Origin of the sequence: Streptomyces sp. D2-8 (genome assembly GCF_023184515.1) — a bacterium.
Taxonomy (GTDB): Bacteria; Actinomycetota; Actinomycetes; order Streptomycetales; family Streptomycetaceae; genus Streptomyces.
On the sequence record NZ_JAAHBP010000001.1, the window covers coordinates 800,749 to 821,964 of the forward strand.

Here is a 21,216-nt window from a genome sequence, read left to right on the forward strand (position 1 = left end):
GGGCTCAAGCCGTGGACGGCGGATACGAGGGCGCTTCCGGATCGGGGACCAGGACGGCGAGGACCCGCATCAGCGGGCGGCCGGTGGTCAGCAGCGAGTCCGCGAGCGAGGCGAGCGACTTCTTAGTCCGCTCCCCGGCCAGGGTGGGCTGCTCCCAGTCGCCCAGGCGTGCCTTGTAGTCGTCGATCGGCTTGCGCAGCGGCTCGTCCCAGGCGTCACGGTGTTGGTCGAGGAACCGTTCGGCAGCGGCCAGCGCGTCGGGGATGCCGGCCTCCAGCGCGGTCACCGGTTCGCCGTGGCGCATCGGGTTGGCCATGGTCGGTCCGACCCCGGAGCGGTGCAGCAGCCCGACCATGTCGTCCTCGACCGTGCCGCCCCGCGTCACGCCCATCCACTTGACGACGGTCGGACGGCCCAACGCGTTGGAGTAGACACCCTGGACGAGATAGGTGGGCTCGGGCACGTCCGCCGTGATGATCAGGGCCTCCTGGCGGCCCAGGCGTACCAGGACCTTGTCCGTCAGCCACTCCACCACCGGATGCAGATCCGTGAGCAGGGAGATCTCCGGCCAGCTGGACGTGGACGACTCGCGGGCCCGCTTCAGGGAGTGCTCGGCGAGCCGGCGGTTGAAGGTCACCAACAGCCGCTCGCGCAGACGCTGTTCGCGTACGTAGTCCAGCGGGAGTGCCTTGAGACGGTGCACCAGGTCGGTGGGCGGGCGGAAGGACAGCAGGCCCGACTCGGTGTCCCGGTGCAGGTCCAGGCTGGTGGTCGCGTCGGGGAACACCTCGCGCAGTGCCTCGTCGAGGAACTCGGCTGTCGACGTGAACAGCCGCGGCACCGCCGCGTTGCCCGCAGCCGCGCCGCCCGGTGCCAACGCGTCGGAGCCGCTTCCCTGCGCGTCCTGCGGATCGCCGTCCCCCATGCTTGGTTCGGCGTCGCCCACCGAACCGAAGAAGTCCGCCAGGAAGTCGTCCATGGCCGCGTCCGCCTCGGCCTCCGCCCGGTGCGCGTCCAGCGACTCGTCCACCGTACGGCCGCGCAGCAGATCCTGGATGAGGGACTTCTCCTCGGCCTCCGCCCGGTACAGGCCCGTCACCGCCTCGGCCGTGCCCAGCGCCCGGTGCGCCTGGTCCTCCCGGTCCAGCAGTCGCTCCGCCACCACCGTGTCGTCCTTCGCTCCCTCCACCTCACTGGTGAGGATCAGCGCGCGGAACTGCGGCTGGTGCGCCTGCCCGTACCGGTCGATACGGCCGTTGCGCTGCTCGATGCGGATCAGCGACCATGGCACGTCGTAGTGGATCAGCTGGTGGCACTGGCGGTGCAGGTTGACGCCCTCGGACGCCACATCGCCGGTCAGCAGGATGCGCACGGGCGCGTCCGCGAGGCCGAAGTCCTCCACGCACTGCATCTGTTGCTCGTCCGACAGGCCGCCGTGCATCACCCGCGTCGACTCCTCGGCCGCCCGGCCCCGGAAACCGAGCGCCACCGGGAGCACCGTACGCAGCCACTCCAGGGTCTGTACCCGCTCGGAGAAGATCACCACCCGCGTGTCCGACTTCGGGCCGATACCGATCGCCTTCAACTGCTCGACCAGCGCCGTGAACTTCGCCGAGTCCGTCTCCGTCATCGGCGCCACCAGCTCTTGGAGCGTGCGCAGCGCGGCGAGTTCGGCGCGGGTCGCCGTCGGTTCGTCCTTCTTCTCCAGCGTTTTGATGCGTGCGGCCACCGTCGCCTTCAAAGCGGCGGGCGAGGACAGGAACGACTTCAGCAGGGTGTACGGGAAGAGGGGTACGGCGCTCACCGAGGTGCCGTTCTCCCCGGGCAGCCAGACCGCCGCCAGCTCCTCGAAGATCTTCTCCTCGGCGGGTGTGGCCGCGCACCGTACCGACTGGGAGGGGCCGCGGTCCGCCCACTGGCCCTTCATCTGCTCGCGGACCTCGGGGCTGATCTTCGTACGGCGGATGAAGAGGTGCTCGATGTCCTCGGCACGATAGTGCTCCGGATCGCGGATCGCCGCCGGGTCGAGGAGGCCGATCAGCTCCGCGAACGACTTCGCGTCACCGTTGTGCGGGGTCGCGGAGGCCAGGATCAGGGCGTCCGTGCGCGGAGCGAGGATCTGCGCGAGCTGGTTGCGCAGGGAGCCGCGGTTGATCAGGTTGTGGGACTCGTCGATGACGACCGCGTCCCAGTTGATCCGCTCCAGGTGATGCTTGTACTGGTCGGTGTTCTTCAGGGTGTCGATCGAGACGATGACCCGCTTGAAGTACGTGAACGGGTTCCGGCCCGCGGGGATCTCCCGCTGGATCCGCTCGATGCCGATCGAGTCCAGCCGCACGAGAGGGATCGCGAACCGGGTCCACAGCTCGTGCTGGAACTGTTCCAGGACATGCTGCGGGGTGACCACCAGGATCCGCTCGCCACGCCCCCGCCGGATCAGCTCGGCCAGCGTCAGACCGATCTCCAGGGTCTTGCCCAGACCGACCACGTCGGCGATCAGCAGCCGCGGACGTAGGTTGCGGCCCGACAGGGCCAGCTCGGCGGGGCGGCGCTGGTAGGGGAGGGAGTCGAGGAGGAACGAGTCGGCGAGGGCCAGCCGGCGCTCGGACTGCGGCAGCGCGGTCTTGCGCAGAACCGCCTCCAGGAAGAGACGGGAGCGGCGGAAGTTCGACGACTCGTCCCGGACCAGCCTCGTCCGGCGGGGGTCGATCAGCTCGATTGTGTCCAGGCCGGTGAAGAACACGGCCTCCTGGTCCCGTACGAAGTCGGACACGCCCACGACGTCGACCTTGGCCCCGTCGTGCTCGGTGCGCACGGAGTTCCGCACGAGCCACACCTCGTCGCGCACGAAGACCTGCGCGCCTGCCGGAAACTGGTCCTCCCCGTCAGGGCGAGGGCCGACCGGTGCGGTGCTGCTCTGCTGGGCGGTCACCCGCTGCCTCCCGTGTCCGTCGTGCTGTGCTGTTGTCGCGGTCGCCGCCCGGCTCGGGCAGACCTGTCGCTCACGCTGTTGTACCGCTCCACTGTGCCGTATGGGCGGCAAAGCGCGTGAACCACCCTCACTGGGGCAGACTCGCAGGTCAATGATGCGCGGGCGGGGATGCCGGGGAGGCCCCCGGGACGGTGGGCGGGATGTGGCTCAGAACGCGGCGCGCGCCGCGTAGGCCTCGCGCAGCTGCTGGGCGGTGCGGCGGGCCTGGGCGGAATGGCGCAGGGAACGGGCCGGGGTCCGACCGGTGGGGCGGGGCCGCCGTGGCATGTCCTGTGCGTTCTGAGCGCTCTGCTGATCCTCTGTGTCCTGAGGCACCGCCGCCGCAGGCGCCGGTTGAGCGGGCGGCTCGGCCTGCGCTGCCTGCCGTGGCGCGGCCAGACGCATGGTCGGCCCGGTATCCGGAGCGGGTTCCTCCGCGACCCCGGGTACGGTCGGCAGCTCGTCATGGAGCTGCGTGGTTGCCGGATCGGATACGACGGGGAGGGGCGGAGGCGTCGCGCTTTCCGGTACCGGTACCGACAGCAGCGTCGGGAAATCCTGGGGTGGCGCCGCCGTGTAGGTGGTGAGACGCCGACGTGCCTGGGCGAGCTTCAGCCCCTGCGCCTCGACCAGGCCACGGCACTGCTGGACGACCTCGGTGATCGTGGGCCGGTCCTGAGCATTGTGGGACAGCATGGCCGTCAGGAGGGGGACCAGCTCGGGCGGCGCCCCGGTCAGATCGGGGGCGGTCGCCGGATCGGTCACCATGTGGAACAGCACGTGGATGTTGTTCGCGTGGTACGGCAGGTGGCCGGTCGCGGCGAACAGCAGAACCGTACCGAGTGCGTACACGTCGACGGCGCTCGTCAGAGGCTTCACACCGTTGGCCTGCTCGGGCGGCATGCAGGACGGGGTGCCTACGACGGTGTTGGCGGCGGTGAGGGAGGCGCTCGACTCGGCGAAGACCGCCAGGCCGAAGTCGATGATCTTGGGACCGTTAGGGCCGAGCAGGATGTTCGCGGGCTTCAGATCCCGGTGCAGCAGTCCCTGCTTGTGTACATAGCCCAGGCCCTCGGCGAGAGTGGCGCCGAGCGACAGGACGAGGAGCGCGGGCAGCGGGCCGTGCGTCACCACATGCTTGCCGAGGTCAGGTCCCTCCACGTACTCGGTGGCCAGCCAGGGCTGTTCCGCCTCCGCGTCCGCGTCGAGGAGCTGCGCGATCCGCGCGCCCCAGACCGTCTTCAGGATCTCGATCTCCTGCGCGAAGCGCAGTCGGGCGGTCGAATCGACGACCGACGGTTTGATGATCTTCACTGCGGCCGGCTCACCACCTGGGGACTCGCCCAGGTACACCTGTCCCATGCCGCCCTGGCCGATCCGGCCCAACAGCTCGAAGCCGCCGATCCGTGCCGGATCTTCGGGGCTGAGCGGCGTGGTCTGCACGTCTGTCCTTCGGTCGGGTCCGCAGGGCTGGAGCTGGGGAAGCGGCTCAGCAACAAGCTAGCCGATCCGGCCGACAACCTGAGCGCATCGAGCGGACCGGCTGAACCCAGACGATTATTTGGTGGCAGGCTTTGCGTCGAGAGGGCGTGCGAGCAAGGCGTCTGCCGACGGCCACATACTCAAGGCCAGGGACGCCAGATACTTCCCGCGTGCGCGGATGCGATCCTCGTCCCAGTTCGAGGCCCAGTCGCTGATGCCGACGGCTGGCGGAGGATTGAGCAAGGATCCATGGGTGAGACGCAGGAGGCTGTGCTCGCTGAGCCACTGCCGCTTTTCGCGCCAAGGCATGTTCCCCAGAGCTGGGTTCAGGCGGGCCGTGACCAAAGTCAGGTTGCCGAGCGTATGAACCAGCTCGTCGCGGTCGGCACCTTCAAGCGGATCGTTCTCCAGGGGAGGCCAGTTGTCACGCCAGCTCTGCGGCATGACGTGCTCGATGGTCAGTTTCGCGGCGACATGCTCGCCGACCGGTGCGATGAGTTGTTCGGTGTGGTCGGTACGCAGCTCGTCCTCAAGGGCCTCAAGGAGGACGCGGACACGGTGGCGGTACAGACGGGAGTAGAGGGGAGCCTGTTCGAGCGCCGCACGGAACTCGGCGTCACTGGGCCACTGCCGGTGATGGCCCTGCAAGGAGGACAGAGCCTTCATGACGGCTTCATCCGCGCACTCGGGTTGCTGCGTCGCGGCCCCTACGAGCTCGCGGAAGACGTGGTTGTAGTCGCGGTTGCTGAGGTTGAGGATCGCCCGGCGCACGAGGTAACTGTCGATGGCACGGATCGCCCGTTGCCGTCGCTCGACGGGCAACACATCCTCCCCCAGCCCGTAGAGGAAGAGCAGCAGGGGCATCGGCGTCGAGGTCTGCATGACCTTCATCCGGTACAGGAACCGGCCCTCGACGCCGTTTAAGGGGTGCTGGTCGATGCTGTCGTAGATCTGGGCGTATCGGGCGAGCTCGCCGAAGACGTCCTCAGTGCTGACGGTGTGGTCGCACGAGTCGAGCAGCCAGCGCTCGAACTCCTTGAACAGGGTTGACGCTGTGAACTCGCGCAGGCTGCGCATCGTGAGCCAGTAGGTCAGGAAAACGTCGAGGCGGCTGCGTGTGATACGACCAGTGGTCTGTTCGGTCCGCCATTCGTCTTGATCGAAAGGCGCCCAGTAGGTGGTGTAAAGCCGGTCGACGTCGGCATTGGCGTGTTCAGCGTTACGGAACAACAGGTTTTTGATCAGGTCCGCATGTTCCAGCGGTGTGCCGCGGCTGTTGAGTGTCTCGAAGACGACCTGTGCGTCATCGTGTTTCTCCAGGTCGATGACAACCAGACGCAGGTGCTCCCGCATCGTCTGCACCAGAGTCTCGAGCCGATCGTCAGGTTCGGACGACTCGGCAAGCCAGGCGTCGATCTCTTGCCGGAAGTACGTGACGGCCTCGGCGAGCCGCCCGTTACCCGCCTGTCCGAGCATCACCGCCCGGAACTCCTTGCGGTCGGCGTTGGTCGGCCAGAGCTTGTAGAGATGATCGGGGTGCTTCCGCTGATCGAACAGATCGGCGTCGTTCTCCAGGAATTTGGTCAACAGTCTCACGGAACGCTCATGGTCGCGCGACGTGGCGGAGAGCCGGGCTGCGAACAGGAAGAGCTGGAGCGTGGTCAACCGCTGCTGGCCGTCGATGACCTGCCGTGTCTCCAAATTGGACGACAGGTAGGGCGTCTCATCGAAGACCAGCGCGCCGAGGAAGTGGGGCGCCACCGTCTCCCCGGTGCGCGAAGCCTGCTCGGCGCGCTCGATCGTGCGGCGAATGTCCTCCCAGAGAGCGGACCAGTTGTCGTCGCGGTCCCATACATAGGGCCGCTGGAACAGAGGCACCGTGTACCGAACGTCCCTGCCGAAAATCCGCCGCAAGTCGACCGTGTCTGCCCGCATGGGCTCCCTCCCTATGTACCGGCCCTCACGGTAGCGATCTGGAGCTGCCCGGGCGTACGGAATCCGAGGATTGTCCAGCCAGTCACCGATTCGCGGACGTCCCCGGCTCAGCAGGCTGCAGTTCTGGTCAACCCGGACGGGACCAACGGAGCGGTCACGGGCGCGTCGACGTCAGCGATCTCTCCCTGACCCGCTCCAGATGGCCCCCGAACACCTCCCGTGCCTCCGGCGTAAGCGTCCGCAACGCCATCAACGCCGTGATGGCGACATCACACAACTCCGCCTCCACGTCCTCCCACGTATGCGTGACCCCCTTGCGCGGGTTCTGCCCCGTCGCCCCGATCACCGCCTCCGACACCTCGCCGACCTCCTCGGAGAGCTTCAGGATGCGCAGGAGGAGGCCCTCGCGGCCCTCGACCGGGCGGTTGGTGTCGAGCCACTCCGACAAGGCGTCGATGGTGGACCAGAGTTCAGGGGCGGAGGACTGTTCGTTCATGGAGCCGCAGCCTGCCATGCGGGACTGACAACGCCCCGGGCCCCGGCCCCCTACTCCATGTACTCCTCCTCGAACAACGCCTCCTGCTCCCCCTCCTTCGCCTTCCGCAACCGCCTCGCCCGAGCCCCCACCACCACCGCCGTGCCCGCCGCCGTCGCCGCGAAGGCCGCCGGGATCATCCAGCCGCGGTTCACCGCGTGTCCGAGCAGGTGGTCCAGGGAGAGGCGGCCCGGGCCGGTGACGGCCAGGCCCGCGGCGGTCAGGCCCAGCGTCGCCGCGTACTCGTAGCCGCCGCCCTGGTTGAAGAAGCCGTTCGGGGCGTGCACCGCCGCCGCTCCGGCCATCGCGCCGGCCGCCGCCGCGCCCGCGGCCGGGGTCGCCAGGCCCAGGGCCAGCAGCGTGCCGCCGCCGGTCTCCGCGAGGCCCGCCGCCGTCGCGCTGGCCTTGCCGGGCACGTAGCCGACGGACTCCATGAACTGGCCGGTCCCCTCGATGCCGTGCCCGCCGAACCAGCCGAACAGCTTCTGCGCGCCGTGGGCGGCCAGCGCGCCGCCCGCCCCCAGCCGGAGCAGCAGCAGGCCCAGATCACGTCGGTCGTTACGCGTCACGTCGTCTCCCGGAGCGGGCAGTAGGAACAGAGCGGCAGGAACAGAGCGGCAGGAACAGAGCAGTAGGAACAGAAAGGGCGTCTCTCGCCGGGTTCCACCGTCGCACCCGCGACCCGGGGCTACACCTGGCGGAGCCGCCGGGGACGCCGTTCGGGTGGCACGGGTGGCGTGGGGCGGTGGCCGGTACGAGGCTGGCTGGCATGACGATCCAGACCACGCGCCTCAGCGATCCGGCCGTCCGTGCCTTCGTGGCCGCCGTGAACAACCACGACCGCGAGAGCTTCATGGAGCTCCTCGCCCCGGGCGCGACCATGACGGACGACGGCTCCGACCGCGACCTCGCCGACTGGGTGGACCGGGAGATCTTCTCCTCCCACGGCCACATGGAGGTCGACAACGAGTCCAACGGCGGCCGTTCCCTCCTCGCCCGCTACAGCAACGACACCTGGGGCGAGATGCGCACCCGGTGGAGCTTCACCGTGGACGACGACGGCAGGATCACGCGCTTCGAGACCGGGCAGGCCTGAAATCCGTCTCCCGCAGGGGCTTGTCCTCGTGTGCACTCCAACTTCTAGCCTCTCCCGGCATGGAGACCACACGGCCGCTGGGACGCAGTGGCATCGAGGTGAGCGCCCTCGGCTTCGGCTGCTGGGCGATCGGCGGTGAATGGCAGGCCGCCGACGGACAGCCGCTCGGCTGGGGCACGGTCGACGACGAGGAGTCGGTACGGGCGGTGCGGCGCGCCCTCGACCTGGGCGTCACCTTCTTCGACACCGCCGACACCTACGGCGCCGGGCACAGCGAACGGGTGCTGGGCCGGGCCCTGGGCAAGCGCAGGGCCGATGTCGTCGTCGCCACCAAGTGGGGCAACGTGTTCGACGAGGAGACCCGCACCCTCACCGGCAGCGACGACTCCCCGGCGTATCTGCGCCGCGCCCTGACCGCGTCCCTGGCCCGGCTCGGCACCGACTACGTCGATCTCTACCAGTTCCATCTCTCCGACGCGGACACCGAGCAGGCCGCCCTGCTCCGGGACGCGTGCGAGGAACTGGTCCGCGAGGGGCTGATACGGGCCTACGCGTGGAGCACGGACGACCCCGTGCGCGCCGCCGTGTTCGCCGAGGGTCGGCACTGCGCCGCTGTCCAGCACGCGCTGAACGTCCTCCAGGACGCGCCCGCGATGCTCCGGCTGTGTGAGGAGGCGGGCCTCGCGAGCATCAACCGCAGTCCGCTCGCCATGGGGCTGCTCGCGGGGAAGCGCCGGGACCGGCAGCCGTTGGAGGCCGGGGACATCCGCAGCAGGCCCCCGGCCTGGCTGCAGGGTTTCGGTGACGGGTCCGGCGCCGACCCGGAGTGGCTCGCTCGCGTCGATGCTCTCAGGGACGTCCTCACCAGCGGGGGCCGTACGCTCGCCCAGGGCGGCCTGGCCTGGTTGTGGGCACGCAGCCCGCGCACGGTTCCCATCCCCGGCTTCCGGTCGGTCGCCCAGGCGGAGGAGAACGCGGGGGCGCTGGAGAAGGGGGCCCTGACCAGCGGGCAACTCGCAGAGGTCGACCGGCTGCTCGGGCGGTGATCCCACATCCGGCTCCTGACGTGTGCGGCAGCCGTTCCACGCGCACCGGTGCGTACTCCGCGGTCCCTCGCGGAATCCACCCCCACCCGGTGCGGTGGAACGACTGCCGCATCCCCCCCTGGATGTGGCCGACGGAAGCTCTCTGCTCCAACTGTGAAGCTTTCGTGTAGGAGATTTGAGCATAAGCTCCCTACCGGCCGCAATGGTGCGGACGTTCTTATTCCGGTTGTGCAGGTTGACGAGTTGACGAACTCCGCCGCGAGCTCAGCCGCGTCCGACGTACGGCATCGCCGTCGCCAGTACGGTCGCGAACTGCACGTTCGCCTCCAGCGGCAGCTCCGCCATGTGCCGGACCGTGCGGGCCACGTCCGCGACGTCCATCACGGGTTCCGGGGCGACCTCCCCGTTTGCCTGCAGGGCTCCCGTCTGCATACGGGACGTCATGTCGGTGGCCGCGTTGCCGATGTCGATCTGCCCCACCGCGATCCCGTACGGCCGCCCGTCCAGGGAGAGGGACTTCGTCAGGCCGGTCAGGGCGTGCTTGGTCGCCGTGTAGGCCACCGACAGCGGGCGGGGCGTGTGCGCGGAGATCGAGCCGTTGTTGATGATCCGGCCGCCCTGCGGGTCCTGCTCCTTCATCTGCCGGTACGCCGCCTGCGCGCACAGGAACGCCCCGTTGAGGTTGGTGTCCACCACGTGCCGCCACGCCTCGTAGGGCAGTTCCTCGACCGGCACGCCGCCGGGCCCGAACGTGCCCGCGTTGTTGAACAGCAGGTCGACCCGGCCGAAGCGCTCGACGGTGGCGGCGAAGAGGGCGCTCACGTCCTCGGGGCGTGAGACGTCCGTCCGTACCGCCAGAGAATCGGCCCCGGGCGCCAGGGCCGCCGTCTCCTCCAGCGTCTCGACGCGTCGGCCGGCCAGTGCCACCGACCAGCCCGCGCGCAGCAGTTCCACGGCGACCGCCCGGCCGATGCCGGAACCCGCCCCGGTCACCACCGCGATCGCATTGTCCTTGGCATTCATGGGCCCGCAGCGTACGGGAGGGCCCGCCGGCTCACGCCGGCGTGAGCTCCGCCGTCAGGTCCTCGTCCGGGGTCTCGCCCGGGTAGCGGACCCCGACGCGGTCCCGGATCGTGTCGAGCGTCCGCATCACGGCCAGCGTGCCGTCGAGCGGGACCAGCGGGGACTCGGTCTCACCGGCGCGCACGGCCCGCATCACCTCGGCCGCCTCGTGGCGCAGGCTGTTGCGGGGCCCGTCCGCCGGGTCCGCCGTGAACTCCTCGGTGTCGCGGCCGTCCCGGTGCAGGACGAAACTCTCCGGGAAGAAGAACCCGTGCGGGATGTCGATCCTGCCCTTCGAGCCGGTGACCGAGGCGGAGGTCGCCGTACCGCCCACGAGGGAGCAGTGCACCGAACCGAGCGCGCCGCCGTCCCAGGAGAGCACCGCCGCCGTCTGGAGATCGACGCCCTCCTCGGAGAGCACGGCCCGCGCCGCGACGTCCGAGGGCTCCCCGAGCAGCAGCTGCGCGAACGACACCGGATACACGCCCAGGTCGAGCAGCGCGCCGCCGCCCAGCTCCGGGTTCCGCAGCCGGTGCGAGGGCGGGAACGGGCCGGCCAGCCCGAAGTCGGCCTGGACGCTGCGCACCTCGCCGATCGCCCCGTTGTCGACCAGCGCCTTCAGCCGCCGCACCAGCGGGTTGCAGTACATCCACATCGCTTCCATCAGGAAGCGCCCGTGCTCCCGCGCCAGCGCGACGAGTTCCTCCGCCTCGCGCACGTTCAGCGTGAAGGGCTTCTCGCACAGCACGTGCCGCCCGGCCGCGAGACACAGCCCGGCGGCGGTCCGGTGCGCCGTGTGCGGGGTGGCGACGTAGACGACATCGATGTCCTCGTCCTGCGCGAGCGCGTTCCAGTCGCCGTAGGCCCGGGGTATCCCGAACCGCTCCGCGAACGTCTTCGCCGAGGCCTCCGAACGCGACGCCACCGCCACGACCTCCGCGTCCGGCAGGTCGATCAGATCCGCGGTGAACGCGCCCGCTATCCCGCCGGTCGCCAGGATCCCCCACCGCACCGTGTCCGCCGTCATCGCGCCCCGCCTCCACCTCGTGACCCCGAGCATTCCGTACGAACCGACCGTACGAGCTGTTCGTATGAGCAGTCGTACGAGCAGTCCGTACGAGCTGAGAGCATAGGTGGCGATCGACTCGCAGAGGGAGGGACTCATGCCCGAGGGTGGGGCGTCCATATCGAACACCGCGCAGGAGGCCGCAGCCGGGACGGAGCGGCCCGACCGCACACCGCACCGCCGCACCGGGCTCCTGGTCACCTTCCTCCTCGGCAGCCTGACCGCCGTGCCTCCGCTGGCGATGGACATGTACCTCCCGTCCCTGCCGGAGGTCACCCGTTCCCTGCACGCGCCCGCCGCGACCGTCCAGCTCACGCTCACCGCGTGCCTGGCCGGCATGGCGCTCGGGCAGCTCGTGGTCGGGCCGATGAGCGACCGGTGGGGGCGTCGCCGCCCGCTGCTGGCCGGGCTCGCCGTCTTCGTCGTCGCCACCGTCCTGTGCGCACTCGCCCCCACCGTCGAGCTCCTGGTGGCCTTCCGGCTGGCCCAGGGCCTCGCTGGTGCCGCCGCCATCGTCATCGCCCGTGCCGTCGTCCGCGACCTCTACGACGGCATGGCCATGGCCCGCTTCTTCTCCACCCTCATGCTGATCTCCGGGGTCGCCCCGATCGTGGCGCCGCTCATCGGCGGGCAGGTCCTGCGCGTCACGGACTGGCGGGGCGTGTTCGCCGTCCTCACGGTCATCGGCGTGCTGATCGGGGCCCTGGTCTGGATGCGGCTGCCCGAGACCCTGGCACCCGCCGAGCGGCACAGCGGCGGCGTCGGCGAGGCCCTGCGCTCGATGCGCGGCCTGCTCGCCGACCGGTCCTTCGCCGGCTACACCCTCACCGGCGGCTTCGCCTTCGCCTCCCTCTTCGCCTACATCGCGGCCTCCCCGTTCGTCATCCAGGAGATCTACGGCGCCTCCCCGCAGACGTTCAGCCTGCTGTTCGGCGTCAACTCCGTCGGGCTGGTCATCGTCGGCCAGATCAACGGCAAGGTCCTGGTCGGCCGGGTCAGCCTGGACCGGGTGCTGGGCATCGGCCTCGCGATCGTCATCACCGCCGCGACCGCGTTGCTGCTGATGTCCCTCGGCGTCTTCGGGGAGGTCGGCCTGACGCCCGTCGCCGTCGCGCTGTTCGTGCTGATGTCCGCGATGGGCATCACCCTGCCCAACACCCAGGCCCTCGCCCTGATGCGCACCAAGCACGCCGCCGGCTCCGCGTCGGCCCTGCTCGGCACGTCCTCCTTCTTCATCGGCGCGGTCGCCTCCCCGCTCGTCGGCGTCGCCGGGGAGGACACCGCCCTCCCGATGGCCGTCGTCCAACTGGCCGCCGCACTGGTGGCACTGGCCTGCTTCATGGGAATGTGCCGACCCTGGAAGAAGGAGAGCAACCGCCCGAGCGCGGAGGGAGCAGTCAGCTGAGCGCCAGACTGCGCGACGGCACGCCGGAACGGGCCGGACTCGACCCCGCGGAACTGCGCCAGCTTGTCCGGGAGGTGCACGTCCTCACCACCGGGCAGCGCCCCTGGGCGCCGGGCGCCGTCCTGGTCGTGGGACGCGGCCCGGTGGTCGCGGTCGAGGAGGCGGCGGGCTGGGCCGTCCGCTACGCGGCCTACGACCCCGACACCGACGCCGGGGTGGAACTGCCGCCCGAGGACCGGGTCCCGATGACCGTCGGCACGCCCTTCGACCTTGCGTCCCTCACGAAACTGTTCACGGCCGTGGCCGCCGTGCAGCAGATCGAGCGCGGCACGCTCGGCATCGACGCGAAGGTCGGGGCGTATCTGCCCGACTTCACGGCGGCCGCCCGGCACGGCATCACCGTACGGCAGCTGCTCACCCACACCTCCGGGCTGCGGCCCGAACTCCCCCTGTACGACTGCGCCGACGACGCGCAGCGGCTGGCGGCGCTCCAGGCGGAGCCGCCGGTCGGGGTGCCGGGCGCGTACTGCTACTCCGACCTCAACATGCTCCTCCTCCAGTACGTCCTGGAGCGCGTCACCGGCCGCACGCTCGACGTCCTCATCCACGACGGCATCACCCGGCCGCTGGGCATGGCCGCGACGGACTTCGGGCCGTGCCCGGACGCCGCGGCGACGGAGGACCAGCGCCGGCCGTGGGCCAAGGCGGACCGGGGGATGCTGCGGGGCGAGGTCCACGACGAGAACGCCTGGGCGCTCGGGGGCGTGGCCGGGCACGCGGGCCTGTTCTCCACCGGCCGGGACCTCGCGGTGTTCTGCCGCGCCCTCCTCGCCGGCGGCTCCTACGGCCCCGCCCGCATCCTCGGCCCCGACTTCGTCGAGCTCCTCTTCACGCCGCCGGGCCTCGGCTTCTCCCTCGACCAGCCGTGGTTCATGGGCGACCTGGCGGGCCGCGGCGCGGCGGGCCACACGGGCTTCACGGGCACGTCCCTCGTCCTCGACCCGGCCACGGACACGTTCCTGATCCTCCTCACGAACACCGTCCATCCGATCCGCCGCCGCCCGGACAGCGCCCCGAGGGCGGCAGCGGCGTCGCGGGTGGCGCGGGCGGTGCGGTGATCTCTTCGGGGGCCGGCTTCGGCGAGGGGTGCGCCGGGGGCTCCGGGTAAGGGTGACGTCCTGAACCTCCTCACGGCCTTGACGGGCCCCGTGGGTGGGTGGTCGCGCTTTCTCACGGTGGCTCGGGGGGACCTGCCGGTCCCGGGCGGGGGTCCCCCCACCGGGCGTGCGCGGCGACCGCCCCGGCGGGCTCGTCGAGCCCTGGCCCGGGCGTTCGCGTCCTCTTGAGGTGGCCGGCGTGGACGGTCCGGGGGAGCCCTGCCGGTCCCGGGCGGGGATCCCCCCACCGGGCGTGCGCGGCGACCGCCCCGGCGGGCTCGTCGGGCCCTGGCCCGGGCGTTCGCGTCCTCTTGAGGTGGCCGGCGTGGACGGTCCGGGGGAGCCCTGCCGGTCCCGGGGCCGGGTGGTGCCGGTGCAGTCCGGTCGGTGGTCGGGGAGCCCGGGGGTCTCCCCGGGCGAGCGCGGCGGGCCCCGGCCCGGGCGTTTGCGGGCCTCTCGCGGTGGCCTCGTCGGGCCCCGGCCCGGGCGTTCGCGTCCTCTTGCGGTGGCCGACGCGGTCGGTCCGGGGGAGCCCTGCCGTCCCGGGCGCGGAGGGGGAGGGGAGGTGCCGGTGCGGTCGGCCGGTGGTCGGGGGTCCGGGCGGGCCCCCGGGCGGGCGCGGCGCCCACCCCGGTCCGCCTCGTAGAATCGCCGGGTGAACGCCCCCGCACTCCCGGCCGAAAACCTCCGTGCCGCCCTCGCCGGTCTGCTCGACGGGCTGCCGCCCCGGCAGGCCTCGCAGGCGGTCGAGCGGCTGATCGCCAGCTACCGGGGGGCCACCCCGACCGACGCTCCCATCCTCCGGGACCGGGCCGACGTCGCCGCCTACGCCGCCTACCGGATGCCCGCGACCTTCGAGGCCGTGCGCTCCGCGTTGGAGGCGTTCGCGGACGCCGCACCCGAGTGGGTGCCGGGCGGGCACACCGACCTCGGCGGGGGCACGGGCGCGGCGGCCTGGGCCGTGAGCGCGGTGTGGGGCGGGCAGCGGCCCGTCACCATGCTCGACTGGTCCGAGCCCGCGCTCGCCCTGGGGCGCGAGATCGCCGCGGCCAACCCGGAGCTGAGGGACGTCCGCTGGCAGCGCTCCCGGATCGGAGCGGCGCTCACCCTCGACGGCACGGACCTCGTCACCGTCTCCTACGTCCTCAACGAGCTGACCGCCGCCGACCGCACCGCCCTCGTCGACGCCGCCGCGGCCGCCGCCCGGGCCGTCGTGATCGTCGAACCCGGCACCCCCGACGGCTACGCCCGCCTCATCGAGGCCCGCGACCGGCTGATCACCGCCGGTTTCCGCATCGCCGCCCCCTGCCCGCACAGCGCCGCCTGCCCCATCGCCCCCGGCACGGACTGGTGCCACTTCTCCGCCCGGGTCAGCCGCTCCTCCCTGCACCGCCAGGTCAAGGGCGGCTCCCTCGCGTATGAGGACGAGAAGTTCGCCTACGTCGCCGCCGCCCGCTTCCCCGTCGAACCGGCTCCCTCCCGGGTCGTCCGGCGCCCCCAGATCCGCAAGGGACAGGTCCTCCTCGACCTGTGCGAGACGGAACCGTCCCTGCGCCGCACGACCGTCACCAAACGCCACGGCGACCTGTACAAGGCCGCACGGGACGCCGACTGGGGAGACGCCTGGCCCCCTGCCTGAGCTTCAGAAGCCGCTGATCGCTCCGCCGGCGGTGGCGGCCCTGGCCCTGGCCGGGTTCGTGCCGAGCGCCTCCGGCACGGCGGCCGACCGGAGCGACGACATGACACCGTCGCGGCGTCGGCGAAGTGCCAGAGCCTCACGGCCCTGTCGACCGTCCACGTCCGCAGGTCGGCCGGCACCAAGTCCACCAGCCTGCGCCTCTGGTACAAGGGCACCAAGGGCTGCGACATCAAGGGTGTCGACGGTGGCTCTTACAAGAACACCTGCGGGATCGACAGCTACCACTACCGGCGCAAGGTCAACTACCGCGGCACCGTGGGCTACGTGTCCAACGTGTGCGTGAGGTACTCCTGACCCGCCCAGCGGACCAGCGTGTCCTCCGCCGACTTCCGGTCGGCGGGGGACAGGTCCGCGAGGTCGGCACCGTGATTCCCGCCCGGCACCCACAGCACCCGTGAGTCCGGCCCCCCGGGGCGGAAGTGCTCGGCCACGGATGGGTCCTGGGTGCCGTGGACGAACAGCAGCCGGCTGCCGCGGCGGCGGACCCAGCGGTCGATGTCGGGCATGGCGCCCCGGTCGAAGCGCAGGGGGATGTCCCGGGGGACGAAACTGCGCGGCTCGATGGCGCCCGGGTGTCGGAGCAGGCCGGCGAGGTGGGCGGTGGGGACACTGACGTACCCCAGCTGGGTGCCGATCTGGTACCAGTACGGGATGTAGTGCCGGGCGGTCGTGTCGGCGTACAGCGCCAGGCCCGCCGTGTCGTCCAGCCAGGTGTACAGTTCGTCGGCCGTCGCCCCGGGTCCGGGGATCGCGGCGACGTCGGCCGGTGTGCCGCGCTGCCAGAACATGAACGGCGCGCGCAGGACGGCGATTTCGAGCGCCTTGTCGGCGCTGCCGACGAGCCGGAAGGTGTCGCCGGTGGCGGCCGCCCAGCCCTCGTAGCGGGCGACCATCTCGGTACGGCGCAGCAGGATCGCCCGCTGGGCCGCCTTCAGGGCTTCCCGGGCGTCGGGGGTGCCGACCGTCTCCAGGAAGCGGAGATACGCGGAGTCGTCGCGGTCGTCGACGTTGTTCGGGGCCGAGTAGACCACGGTGCCGGTCACGTCATGGGGATGGAAACGGCGGTGGTAGACACTCGCCATCCCGCCCTTGCTGCCGCCGGTGGAGAGCCACGCGCCGGGGTAGAGCCGGCGGAAGAGCCGGACGACACGGTGGTGGTCGTCGGCGGCCTGGCGGACGGTGAGGTGGGCGTAGCCGGGGTCCGAGGGGCGCGAGGTCCCGAAGTAGCGGTGTTCGACCTGGAGTTGGTTGGCGCCGAGCAGGACCGCCGGTTCGGTCCGCCGTGGGGTGAGGACCGCCTGGTAGCCGGTGCTGAACAGCACGGTGGGGCGGTCGGCGGCGGTGTGGAGCAGGGTGAGGCGCTGCTCGAAGGTACCGGCGTCCGGGTTCGTGTGGTCGACCGGCTGGCGCAGGCCCAGGACGAAATGCCGGTACCCCGCCTCGGCGTCCTGCCGCTCCTCGATCAGGCGCAGTCCGGGCAGGGCCCGCAGGGCGTCGGCCACGTCGGCGTCCCCGGGGCGGGCGGTCGCTGACGCCGCTCGCGCGGGTCGGGCCGCCGTGGCGGCGAGGCCCGCCGCCGAGACGGCCGTGGCCGCCGAGGTGAGCAGCCGTCGTCTGGTCCATGCGGTCATGAGCCGAGTCCTCCCGGGTGTCCGTGGGGCGGGCGTCCGCCGGTCGCTTGCCGCGACCGCCTCAGTACATCCGTCGGACAGCTCGGGAGGATCCCGCGCGCGGGGGTCCGCTCTCCCTCGCGCGGGGGAGGCTCACGACGCCTCGCCCGCCGTGCCTCCCTCTTCCTGCGCTTCTCGCTGCTGTCGTTTCTCCTGGAGCTTGCGCAGCAGTTCGCGCTTCTGGGCCTGCGGGTCGAGACCGCCGCCGATCCGGCCGCCCTGGCCGCCGCCGCGCAGCGCCCTGCGGCCGAGGTTGCTGCGCGATCCGCCGACACCCAGCATGTTTCCGGCTCCGCCTCGGGTCATCCCGGGCTCCTTCCCTGACTTCTTCCCTGACATCTTCCGCGACGAGACGGTTCGTCTCGTGCATACTGCTCCACTGTCCGCGAGACGCTCCGTCTTGTCAACCTGGTAAATTCGACCCATGGCCGTCCAGAACTCCGCCCAGCCCGCCCCCGGCAAGCCCGCCCCCGACTCCACCCGGCGCAGCGAGAAGTCCCGCCGCGCCATCTACGACGCCGCCCTCGCGCTCGTCGTCGAGGCCGGCTACCCGAAGACCACCATCGAGGGCATCGCCGCCCGCGCCGGCGTCGGCAAGCAGACGATCTACCGGTGGTGGTCGTCCAAGGCGGACGTCCTGATGGAGGCGTTCCTCGACCTGGCCGAGCAGTCCGCGCCGGAGGCCGGGCCGGAGCCGTACACCTTCCCGGACACCGGCGACCTCGCCGCAGACCTCAAGGCCGTCCTGCGCGCCACCGTCGACGAACTGCGCGACCCGAGGTTCGAGGCGCCCTCCCGCGCCCTGGCCGCCGAGGGCGTCGTCAACGAGCAGCTCGGGCGCGAGCTCGTGGCCAAGCTGATGCAGCCCTCACTCGACCTCTACATCGGCCGGCTGCGCGCCGCACAGGACGCCGGCCAGGTACGGCCCGAGATCGACCCGCGCATCGCCCTGGAGCTCTTCATCTCCCCGCTCGCCCAGCGCTGGCTCCAGCGCACGGGCCCGATCTCCCACGAGTACACCGACACCCTCGTCGACTATGCCCTTCACGGCCTGGCCCCGCGCTGAGCGGCCCGGGCGAGGCGCCCCGGCGCGTCCGTGATCACGCCGCCGCAGCCCAGCGCCAGCACCCGGTCCCGCTGTGCGTCCGTCACCACGGTGTGCGCCCACACCCGCGCGATCCCCGAGTTCACCGCCCGCACCAGATCCACGTCCCGCGCCCGGTGGTCCACGTCCAGCAGGTCCACGAACGACCGCCAGCGCTCCGGGCGGTCCGTGCGCAACTGCCGCGCCGAGCGCCACAACTGCGCGAGCAGCCCCAGGCGGTGGACGCGCCGGGCCACCTCGGGGTCGTTGGAGTTCACGAACACCGAGCGGGTCAGGCCGCGGGCCCGGATCAGCGCGGCCAGCCGGTCCAGGCTCCGCGGGTCCTTCGCCTCCAGCATCAGCACGATCCGCCCGCCGAAACGATCCAGCACCTCGGCGACCGTCGGCGGCCGCTCCGACCGCCAGCTCCCCGGGAGCCGGTCCTTCGGGCGCAGCCGGACGCCCTGCCACTCCCGGGCGTCCAGGCCGCGCACCTCACCGCCCAGGTAGGTGGTGCGGTTCAGGGTCTCGTCGTGGAACACCACCGGCGTGCCGTCGCGCAGCAGCCGCGTGTCGAAGTCCAGCACCTGCGCCGTCCCGCGCTCGTAGGCGGCCGTCAGCCCCGCCATGCTGTTCTCGGGGACCTCACGGGCGCCGCCGCGGTGCGCGACGTAGGTGATCCGGGGCAGGGCCGCCACGGTCAGCGGACCCGCGCCCCACTCCAGCGGGGCCGGGGCGCGGCCGCCGGGGCCCGTGAGGGTCAGCGAGACCATGGAAGCCACGGAGGCCAGACCCGTCAGCGCGATCCATGTGACCATGGCGACCACGGTAGGACGCCATGTCACGGCAAAGCGGGCAATGACACCCGATCATGGTGGAGAGGGTGGCTCGTCGTTTCTCATCCCATCGGACACCCGGTGTACGTTGCGCCCTTCCTGTCCCGGATGTGGGCACTGGCCCCCCGGTGTGCGGGAAGATGGGACCATGAGGCATGCTGTTCCGCACGACGGCGAGGCGAGGGGATAGATGAGCGCGCAGTTCGGCGGCCGGACCGGCCGGCAGGGCAAACTCACCCAGTGGCTGCGCGCGGGGCGCCGGCCGAAGGAGACCGCCGGGGACGGCGGCCGTGAGGCCCTGCTGCTCGCCGCCGCCGACGCGGGACTGCCCCTGGCGCCCGCGGCCCACCCGTCCGGGTACCGCTGCTCCTGCGACCGCGTCGGCTGTCCCACCCCCGCCCGGCACCCGGTGTCCTTCGCCTGGCAGACGCAGTCGACCACCGAACGCTCCCAGATCGAGCGCTGGGCCCGCCATCAGCCGCAGGCCAACTTCATCACCGCGACCGGCATGGTGCACGACGTCCTCGACGTGCCCCTCGATGCCGGTCGCGACGCGTTGGAGCGGCTGCTCGCCGCCGGTGTCGAGGTCGGGCCGGTCGCCGAGAGCGACGACGGCCGCCTCCTCTTCTTCACCCTCACCCGCGGTACGCCCGAGGACGAGGACGAGTGGTGGCCGTGCGAACTGGACTGCCACCCCGAGACGGCGGACGAGCACCCCGGACTGCGCTGGCACTGCCGGGGCTCCTACGTCCTCGTACCGCCGGCGCGGCTGCCCGGTGAGGGCCAGGCGGTGCGGTGGGTGCGCGGGCCGGAGCACGCGCTGCCGGATCCGCTGAGCCTGCTGGAGGTGCTCACGGAGGTCGGCGGGCGCTATGCCGGTGAGGATGCCGACCAGGCCAGCGGGGCGGGCTGGCCTCTGCGGCACTGAGGCCTGTCGGCGACCGTGCCGTGAGGACCGGGTCTACGAGCCCTCCGCCGACGTCATGCCCTGGATCCTGCCCAGGATCGTCACCTTGCCCTGGCCCTTGGGGTCCAGCGCCACCTCGTTGGAGACGAACTCCATCGTGAGGGACTGCTTGATCTCGCCCTTCGTCAGGGCGAGGACGTCCTTGTTCGGCTCGGGGACGGACGTGCCCGCGTGGGCCGTCTGCTTCTCGTAGTGCCGAGTGGTGAAGAACACCAGCGCCCCGCCGTCGGCCGTGCGCAGCGCCAGCGGTGCGTAGTCGCCGTTCGTCAGCGGCTCGTCGATGTACTGGGTGACCATGCCCGGCTTCTTGCCGTTCTTCTGGCGCAGGGCACGCCACTGGCTGGTGTGGGCGCCGTCCGTGAAGGCCTCTCCGCCGCTCTTCAGGTACGTCGCGTACGTCCGGCTCAGGTCGCCGGGGTCGGTGGCCAGGTCGGTGGAGTTCACGGGGACGGACTCGGCCCAGCCGTCGGCGTCCTTCTTGAACTGCGGGACCTTGCCCGGGGCGACGAGCGTCAGGTACGCCACCTGGAACGGGTCGTCCAGACTGCTGCGGGTGAACACCAGCAGCCAGCGGGCGGTGCCGCCCTTGTTGCCGGCCGCGTCGACGACGAACCAGCGGGGCCAGCCGGCCTTCTTGGGGATCGTGAACTTCGCGTCCGTCAGTTTCAGCGGGGTGTGGCTCGGGTTGCCGTCCGGGTTGTTCGCCTTCCCGGCCTTGAGACGGGCCGAGTCGATGTCGGCGAGGGCGCCCGTGGTGTGGTCGGCGTCCAGAGTGCCGTCGTAGGCCTTGTCGGCCTCGTTGTACGCCGTGGTGAACTCCTGGAGGGCCTCGGCGGCTTCGGCGCGGGTCGTGGACGGGAGGATCTCCCGTTCGCCGTGTACGACGACGCATCCACTGGCCGTCAGCGACAAAGCGGTCGCCGAGGTTGCTATGAGGGCGCTCCGGGCGGGCCTGCGGAGCGTTCGAGGGTCGCGATCCCTGCTCATCGGGTACCTTCACCTTCCCCTTTCCGGAGGCGAACCCTACCGGGTGCCTCCGGCGATTGGGCGGGGGTGGGTGGGTGGGTGCGCGTGCTTAGCCTGGCGCCGGGTGTGGGTCGGGGCCGCGTCGGGGGGTGTCCGTCCTCGGAACGGCGCGATGGGGTCTCACGCCGACTGACTGGTCGTCGACGCGCCAACCGCTGCGGGCGGACACCCCCCGACAC

The 21,216-nt window shown here is 71.5% G+C and carries 18 protein-coding genes; 7 read left to right on the plus strand and 11 right to left on the minus strand.

Translation table 11 applies throughout. From position 1 onward, the window contains the following. Positions 1 to 4: 4 nt before the first annotated feature. The 5 genes from G3I77_RS03580 to G3I77_RS03600 all read right to left on the minus strand — a co-directional run bounded on the left by G3I77_RS03580 (position 5) and on the right by G3I77_RS03600 (position 7,492). Entirely contained in the window at positions 5 to 2,932 is a 2,928-nt protein-coding gene (locus G3I77_RS03580) for a DEAD/DEAH box helicase (RefSeq protein ID WP_248500997.1), read from the minus strand. A 207-nt stretch (positions 2,933 to 3,139) separates the two neighbouring features. Then, positions 3,140 to 4,414 carry a serine/threonine-protein kinase gene (locus G3I77_RS03585; protein WP_248500998.1) on the minus strand — a complete coding sequence of 425 codons (1,275 nt, stop codon included), beginning with the start codon at positions 4,412 to 4,414 and terminating at the stop codon, positions 3,140 to 3,142. Between the two features lie 114 nt (positions 4,415 to 4,528). Continuing rightward, on the minus strand, positions 4,529 to 6,388 hold the full coding sequence (locus G3I77_RS03590) for a DUF262 domain-containing protein (protein ID WP_248500999.1): 1,860 nt from the start codon (positions 6,386 to 6,388) through the stop codon (positions 4,529 to 4,531). A gap of 154 nt (positions 6,389 to 6,542) precedes the next feature. Then, positions 6,543 to 6,884: a MazG-like family protein gene (locus tag G3I77_RS03595; protein ID WP_248501001.1), complete on the minus strand. Its 342-nt coding sequence runs from the start codon at positions 6,882 to 6,884 to the stop codon at positions 6,543 to 6,545. Positions 6,885 to 6,934: 50 nt separating this feature from the next. After that, positions 6,935 to 7,492 (minus strand): DoxX family protein, encoded by a 558-nt coding sequence (locus G3I77_RS03600; RefSeq protein ID WP_248501002.1) that lies wholly within the window; start codon positions 7,490 to 7,492, stop codon positions 6,935 to 6,937. A 200-nt stretch (positions 7,493 to 7,692) separates the two neighbouring features. Between G3I77_RS03600 and G3I77_RS03605 the strand changes: the two genes are divergently transcribed. After that, a complete protein-coding gene (locus G3I77_RS03605) occupies positions 7,693 to 8,019 on the plus strand; it encodes a nuclear transport factor 2 family protein (RefSeq protein WP_248501004.1) in 327 nt (108 codons plus the stop codon). A 59-nt stretch (positions 8,020 to 8,078) separates the two neighbouring features. Continuing rightward, positions 8,079 to 9,065 (plus strand): aldo/keto reductase, encoded by a 987-nt coding sequence (locus G3I77_RS03610; protein WP_248501005.1) that lies wholly within the window; start codon positions 8,079 to 8,081, stop codon positions 9,063 to 9,065. 264 nt (positions 9,066 to 9,329) lie between these two features. Here G3I77_RS03610 and G3I77_RS03615 read toward each other — a convergent pair whose 3' ends face one another. Both G3I77_RS03615 and G3I77_RS03620 read right to left on the minus strand, forming a co-directional pair. Then, positions 9,330 to 10,088 (minus strand): SDR family oxidoreductase, encoded by a 759-nt coding sequence (locus G3I77_RS03615; protein WP_248501006.1) that lies wholly within the window; start codon positions 10,086 to 10,088, stop codon positions 9,330 to 9,332. A 31-nt stretch (positions 10,089 to 10,119) separates the two neighbouring features. Then, positions 10,120 to 11,154, minus strand: a complete 1,035-nt coding sequence (locus tag G3I77_RS03620) for a Gfo/Idh/MocA family protein (protein WP_248501007.1) — start codon at positions 11,152 to 11,154, stop codon at positions 10,120 to 10,122. 136 nt (positions 11,155 to 11,290) lie between these two features. Here G3I77_RS03620 and G3I77_RS03625 point away from each other — a divergent pair, with 136 nt between their 5' ends. From G3I77_RS03625 to G3I77_RS03635, 3 genes are all read left to right on the plus strand, one after another. Then, entirely contained in the window at positions 11,291 to 12,598 is a 1,308-nt protein-coding gene (locus G3I77_RS03625) for a multidrug effflux MFS transporter (protein WP_248501009.1), read from the plus strand. Continuing rightward, positions 12,541 to 13,716: a serine hydrolase domain-containing protein gene (locus G3I77_RS03630; RefSeq protein WP_248501010.1), complete on the plus strand. Its 1,176-nt coding sequence runs from the start codon at positions 12,541 to 12,543 to the stop codon at positions 13,714 to 13,716. Before G3I77_RS03625 ends, G3I77_RS03630 begins: the two co-directional genes overlap by 58 nt. A 694-nt stretch (positions 13,717 to 14,410) precedes the next feature. Further along, positions 14,411 to 15,394 carry a small ribosomal subunit Rsm22 family protein gene (locus G3I77_RS03635; protein WP_248501012.1) on the plus strand — a complete coding sequence of 328 codons (984 nt, stop codon included), beginning with the start codon at positions 14,411 to 14,413 and terminating at the stop codon, positions 15,392 to 15,394. A gap of 320 nt (positions 15,395 to 15,714) precedes the next feature. On the opposite strand, the gene G3I77_RS03640 is transcribed toward G3I77_RS03635, so the two are convergent. After that, positions 15,715 to 17,085 (minus strand): S28 family serine protease, encoded by a 1,371-nt coding sequence (locus tag G3I77_RS03640; RefSeq protein ID WP_248501014.1) that lies wholly within the window; start codon positions 17,083 to 17,085, stop codon positions 15,715 to 15,717. 132 nt (positions 17,086 to 17,217) lie between these two features. Beyond that, the gene (locus G3I77_RS03645; RefSeq protein ID WP_248501016.1) at positions 17,218 to 17,430 is read right to left on the minus strand and encodes a DUF6243 family protein; all 213 of its coding nucleotides are present in this window, start codon (positions 17,428 to 17,430) and stop codon (positions 17,218 to 17,220) included. Positions 17,431 to 17,548: 118 nt separating this feature from the next. On the opposite strand from G3I77_RS03645, the gene G3I77_RS03650 reads away from it, so the two are divergent. Then, on the plus strand, positions 17,549 to 18,190 hold the full coding sequence (locus G3I77_RS03650) for a TetR/AcrR family transcriptional regulator (protein ID WP_248501018.1): 642 nt from the start codon (positions 17,549 to 17,551) through the stop codon (positions 18,188 to 18,190). On the opposite strand, the gene G3I77_RS03655 is transcribed toward G3I77_RS03650, so the two are convergent. Beyond that, complete coding sequence (locus tag G3I77_RS03655) at positions 18,169 to 19,026, minus strand: glycerophosphodiester phosphodiesterase (RefSeq protein WP_248501020.1); 858 nt, start codon at positions 19,024 to 19,026, stop codon at positions 18,169 to 18,171. The two genes, G3I77_RS03650 and G3I77_RS03655, sit on opposite strands and share 22 nt — an antisense overlap. 208 nt (positions 19,027 to 19,234) lie before the next feature. On the opposite strand from G3I77_RS03655, the gene G3I77_RS03660 reads away from it, so the two are divergent. Continuing rightward, positions 19,235 to 19,972, plus strand: a complete 738-nt coding sequence (locus tag G3I77_RS03660; RefSeq protein WP_248501021.1) for a bifunctional DNA primase/polymerase — start codon at positions 19,235 to 19,237, stop codon at positions 19,970 to 19,972. 33 nt (positions 19,973 to 20,005) lie between these two features. On the opposite strand, the gene G3I77_RS03665 is transcribed toward G3I77_RS03660, so the two are convergent. Next, positions 20,006 to 20,998 (minus strand): hypothetical protein, encoded by a 993-nt coding sequence (locus G3I77_RS03665; RefSeq protein ID WP_248501022.1) that lies wholly within the window; start codon positions 20,996 to 20,998, stop codon positions 20,006 to 20,008. Positions 20,999 to 21,216 lie beyond the last annotated feature (218 nt).

Excerpts from the sequence above, each read along its gene's own strand:
- G3I77_RS03640 (WP_248501014.1), bottom strand. The coding sequence starts at position 17,085 with ATGACCGCATGGACCAGACGACGGCTGCTCACCTCGGCGGCCACGGCC.
- G3I77_RS03665 (WP_248501022.1), bottom strand. The coding sequence starts at position 20,998 with ATGAGCAGGGATCGCGACCCTCGAACGCTCCGCAGGCCCGCCCGGAGC.
- G3I77_RS03620 (WP_248501007.1), bottom strand. The coding sequence starts at position 11,154 with ATGACGGCGGACACGGTGCGGTGGGGGATCCTGGCGACCGGCGGGATA.
- G3I77_RS03605 (WP_248501004.1), top strand. The coding sequence starts at position 7,693 with ATGACGATCCAGACCACGCGCCTCAGCGATCCGGCCGTCCGTGCCTTC.
- G3I77_RS03590 (WP_248500999.1), bottom strand. The coding sequence starts at position 6,388 with ATGCGGGCAGACACGGTCGACTTGCGGCGGATTTTCGGCAGGGACGTT.
- G3I77_RS03660 (WP_248501021.1), top strand. The coding sequence starts at position 19,235 with ATGAGCGCGCAGTTCGGCGGCCGGACCGGCCGGCAGGGCAAACTCACC.
- G3I77_RS03610 (WP_248501005.1), top strand. The coding sequence starts at position 8,079 with ATGGAGACCACACGGCCGCTGGGACGCAGTGGCATCGAGGTGAGCGCC.
- G3I77_RS03645 (WP_248501016.1), bottom strand. The coding sequence starts at position 17,430 with ATGACCCGAGGCGGAGCCGGAAACATGCTGGGTGTCGGCGGATCGCGC.
- G3I77_RS03655 (WP_248501020.1), bottom strand. The coding sequence starts at position 19,026 with ATGGTCACATGGATCGCGCTGACGGGTCTGGCCTCCGTGGCTTCCATG.
- G3I77_RS03625 (WP_248501009.1), top strand. The coding sequence starts at position 11,291 with ATGCCCGAGGGTGGGGCGTCCATATCGAACACCGCGCAGGAGGCCGCA.
- G3I77_RS03615 (WP_248501006.1), bottom strand. The coding sequence starts at position 10,088 with ATGAATGCCAAGGACAATGCGATCGCGGTGGTGACCGGGGCGGGTTCC.
- G3I77_RS03595 (WP_248501001.1), bottom strand. The coding sequence starts at position 6,884 with ATGAACGAACAGTCCTCCGCCCCTGAACTCTGGTCCACCATCGACGCC.
- G3I77_RS03650 (WP_248501018.1), top strand. The coding sequence starts at position 17,549 with ATGGCCGTCCAGAACTCCGCCCAGCCCGCCCCCGGCAAGCCCGCCCCC.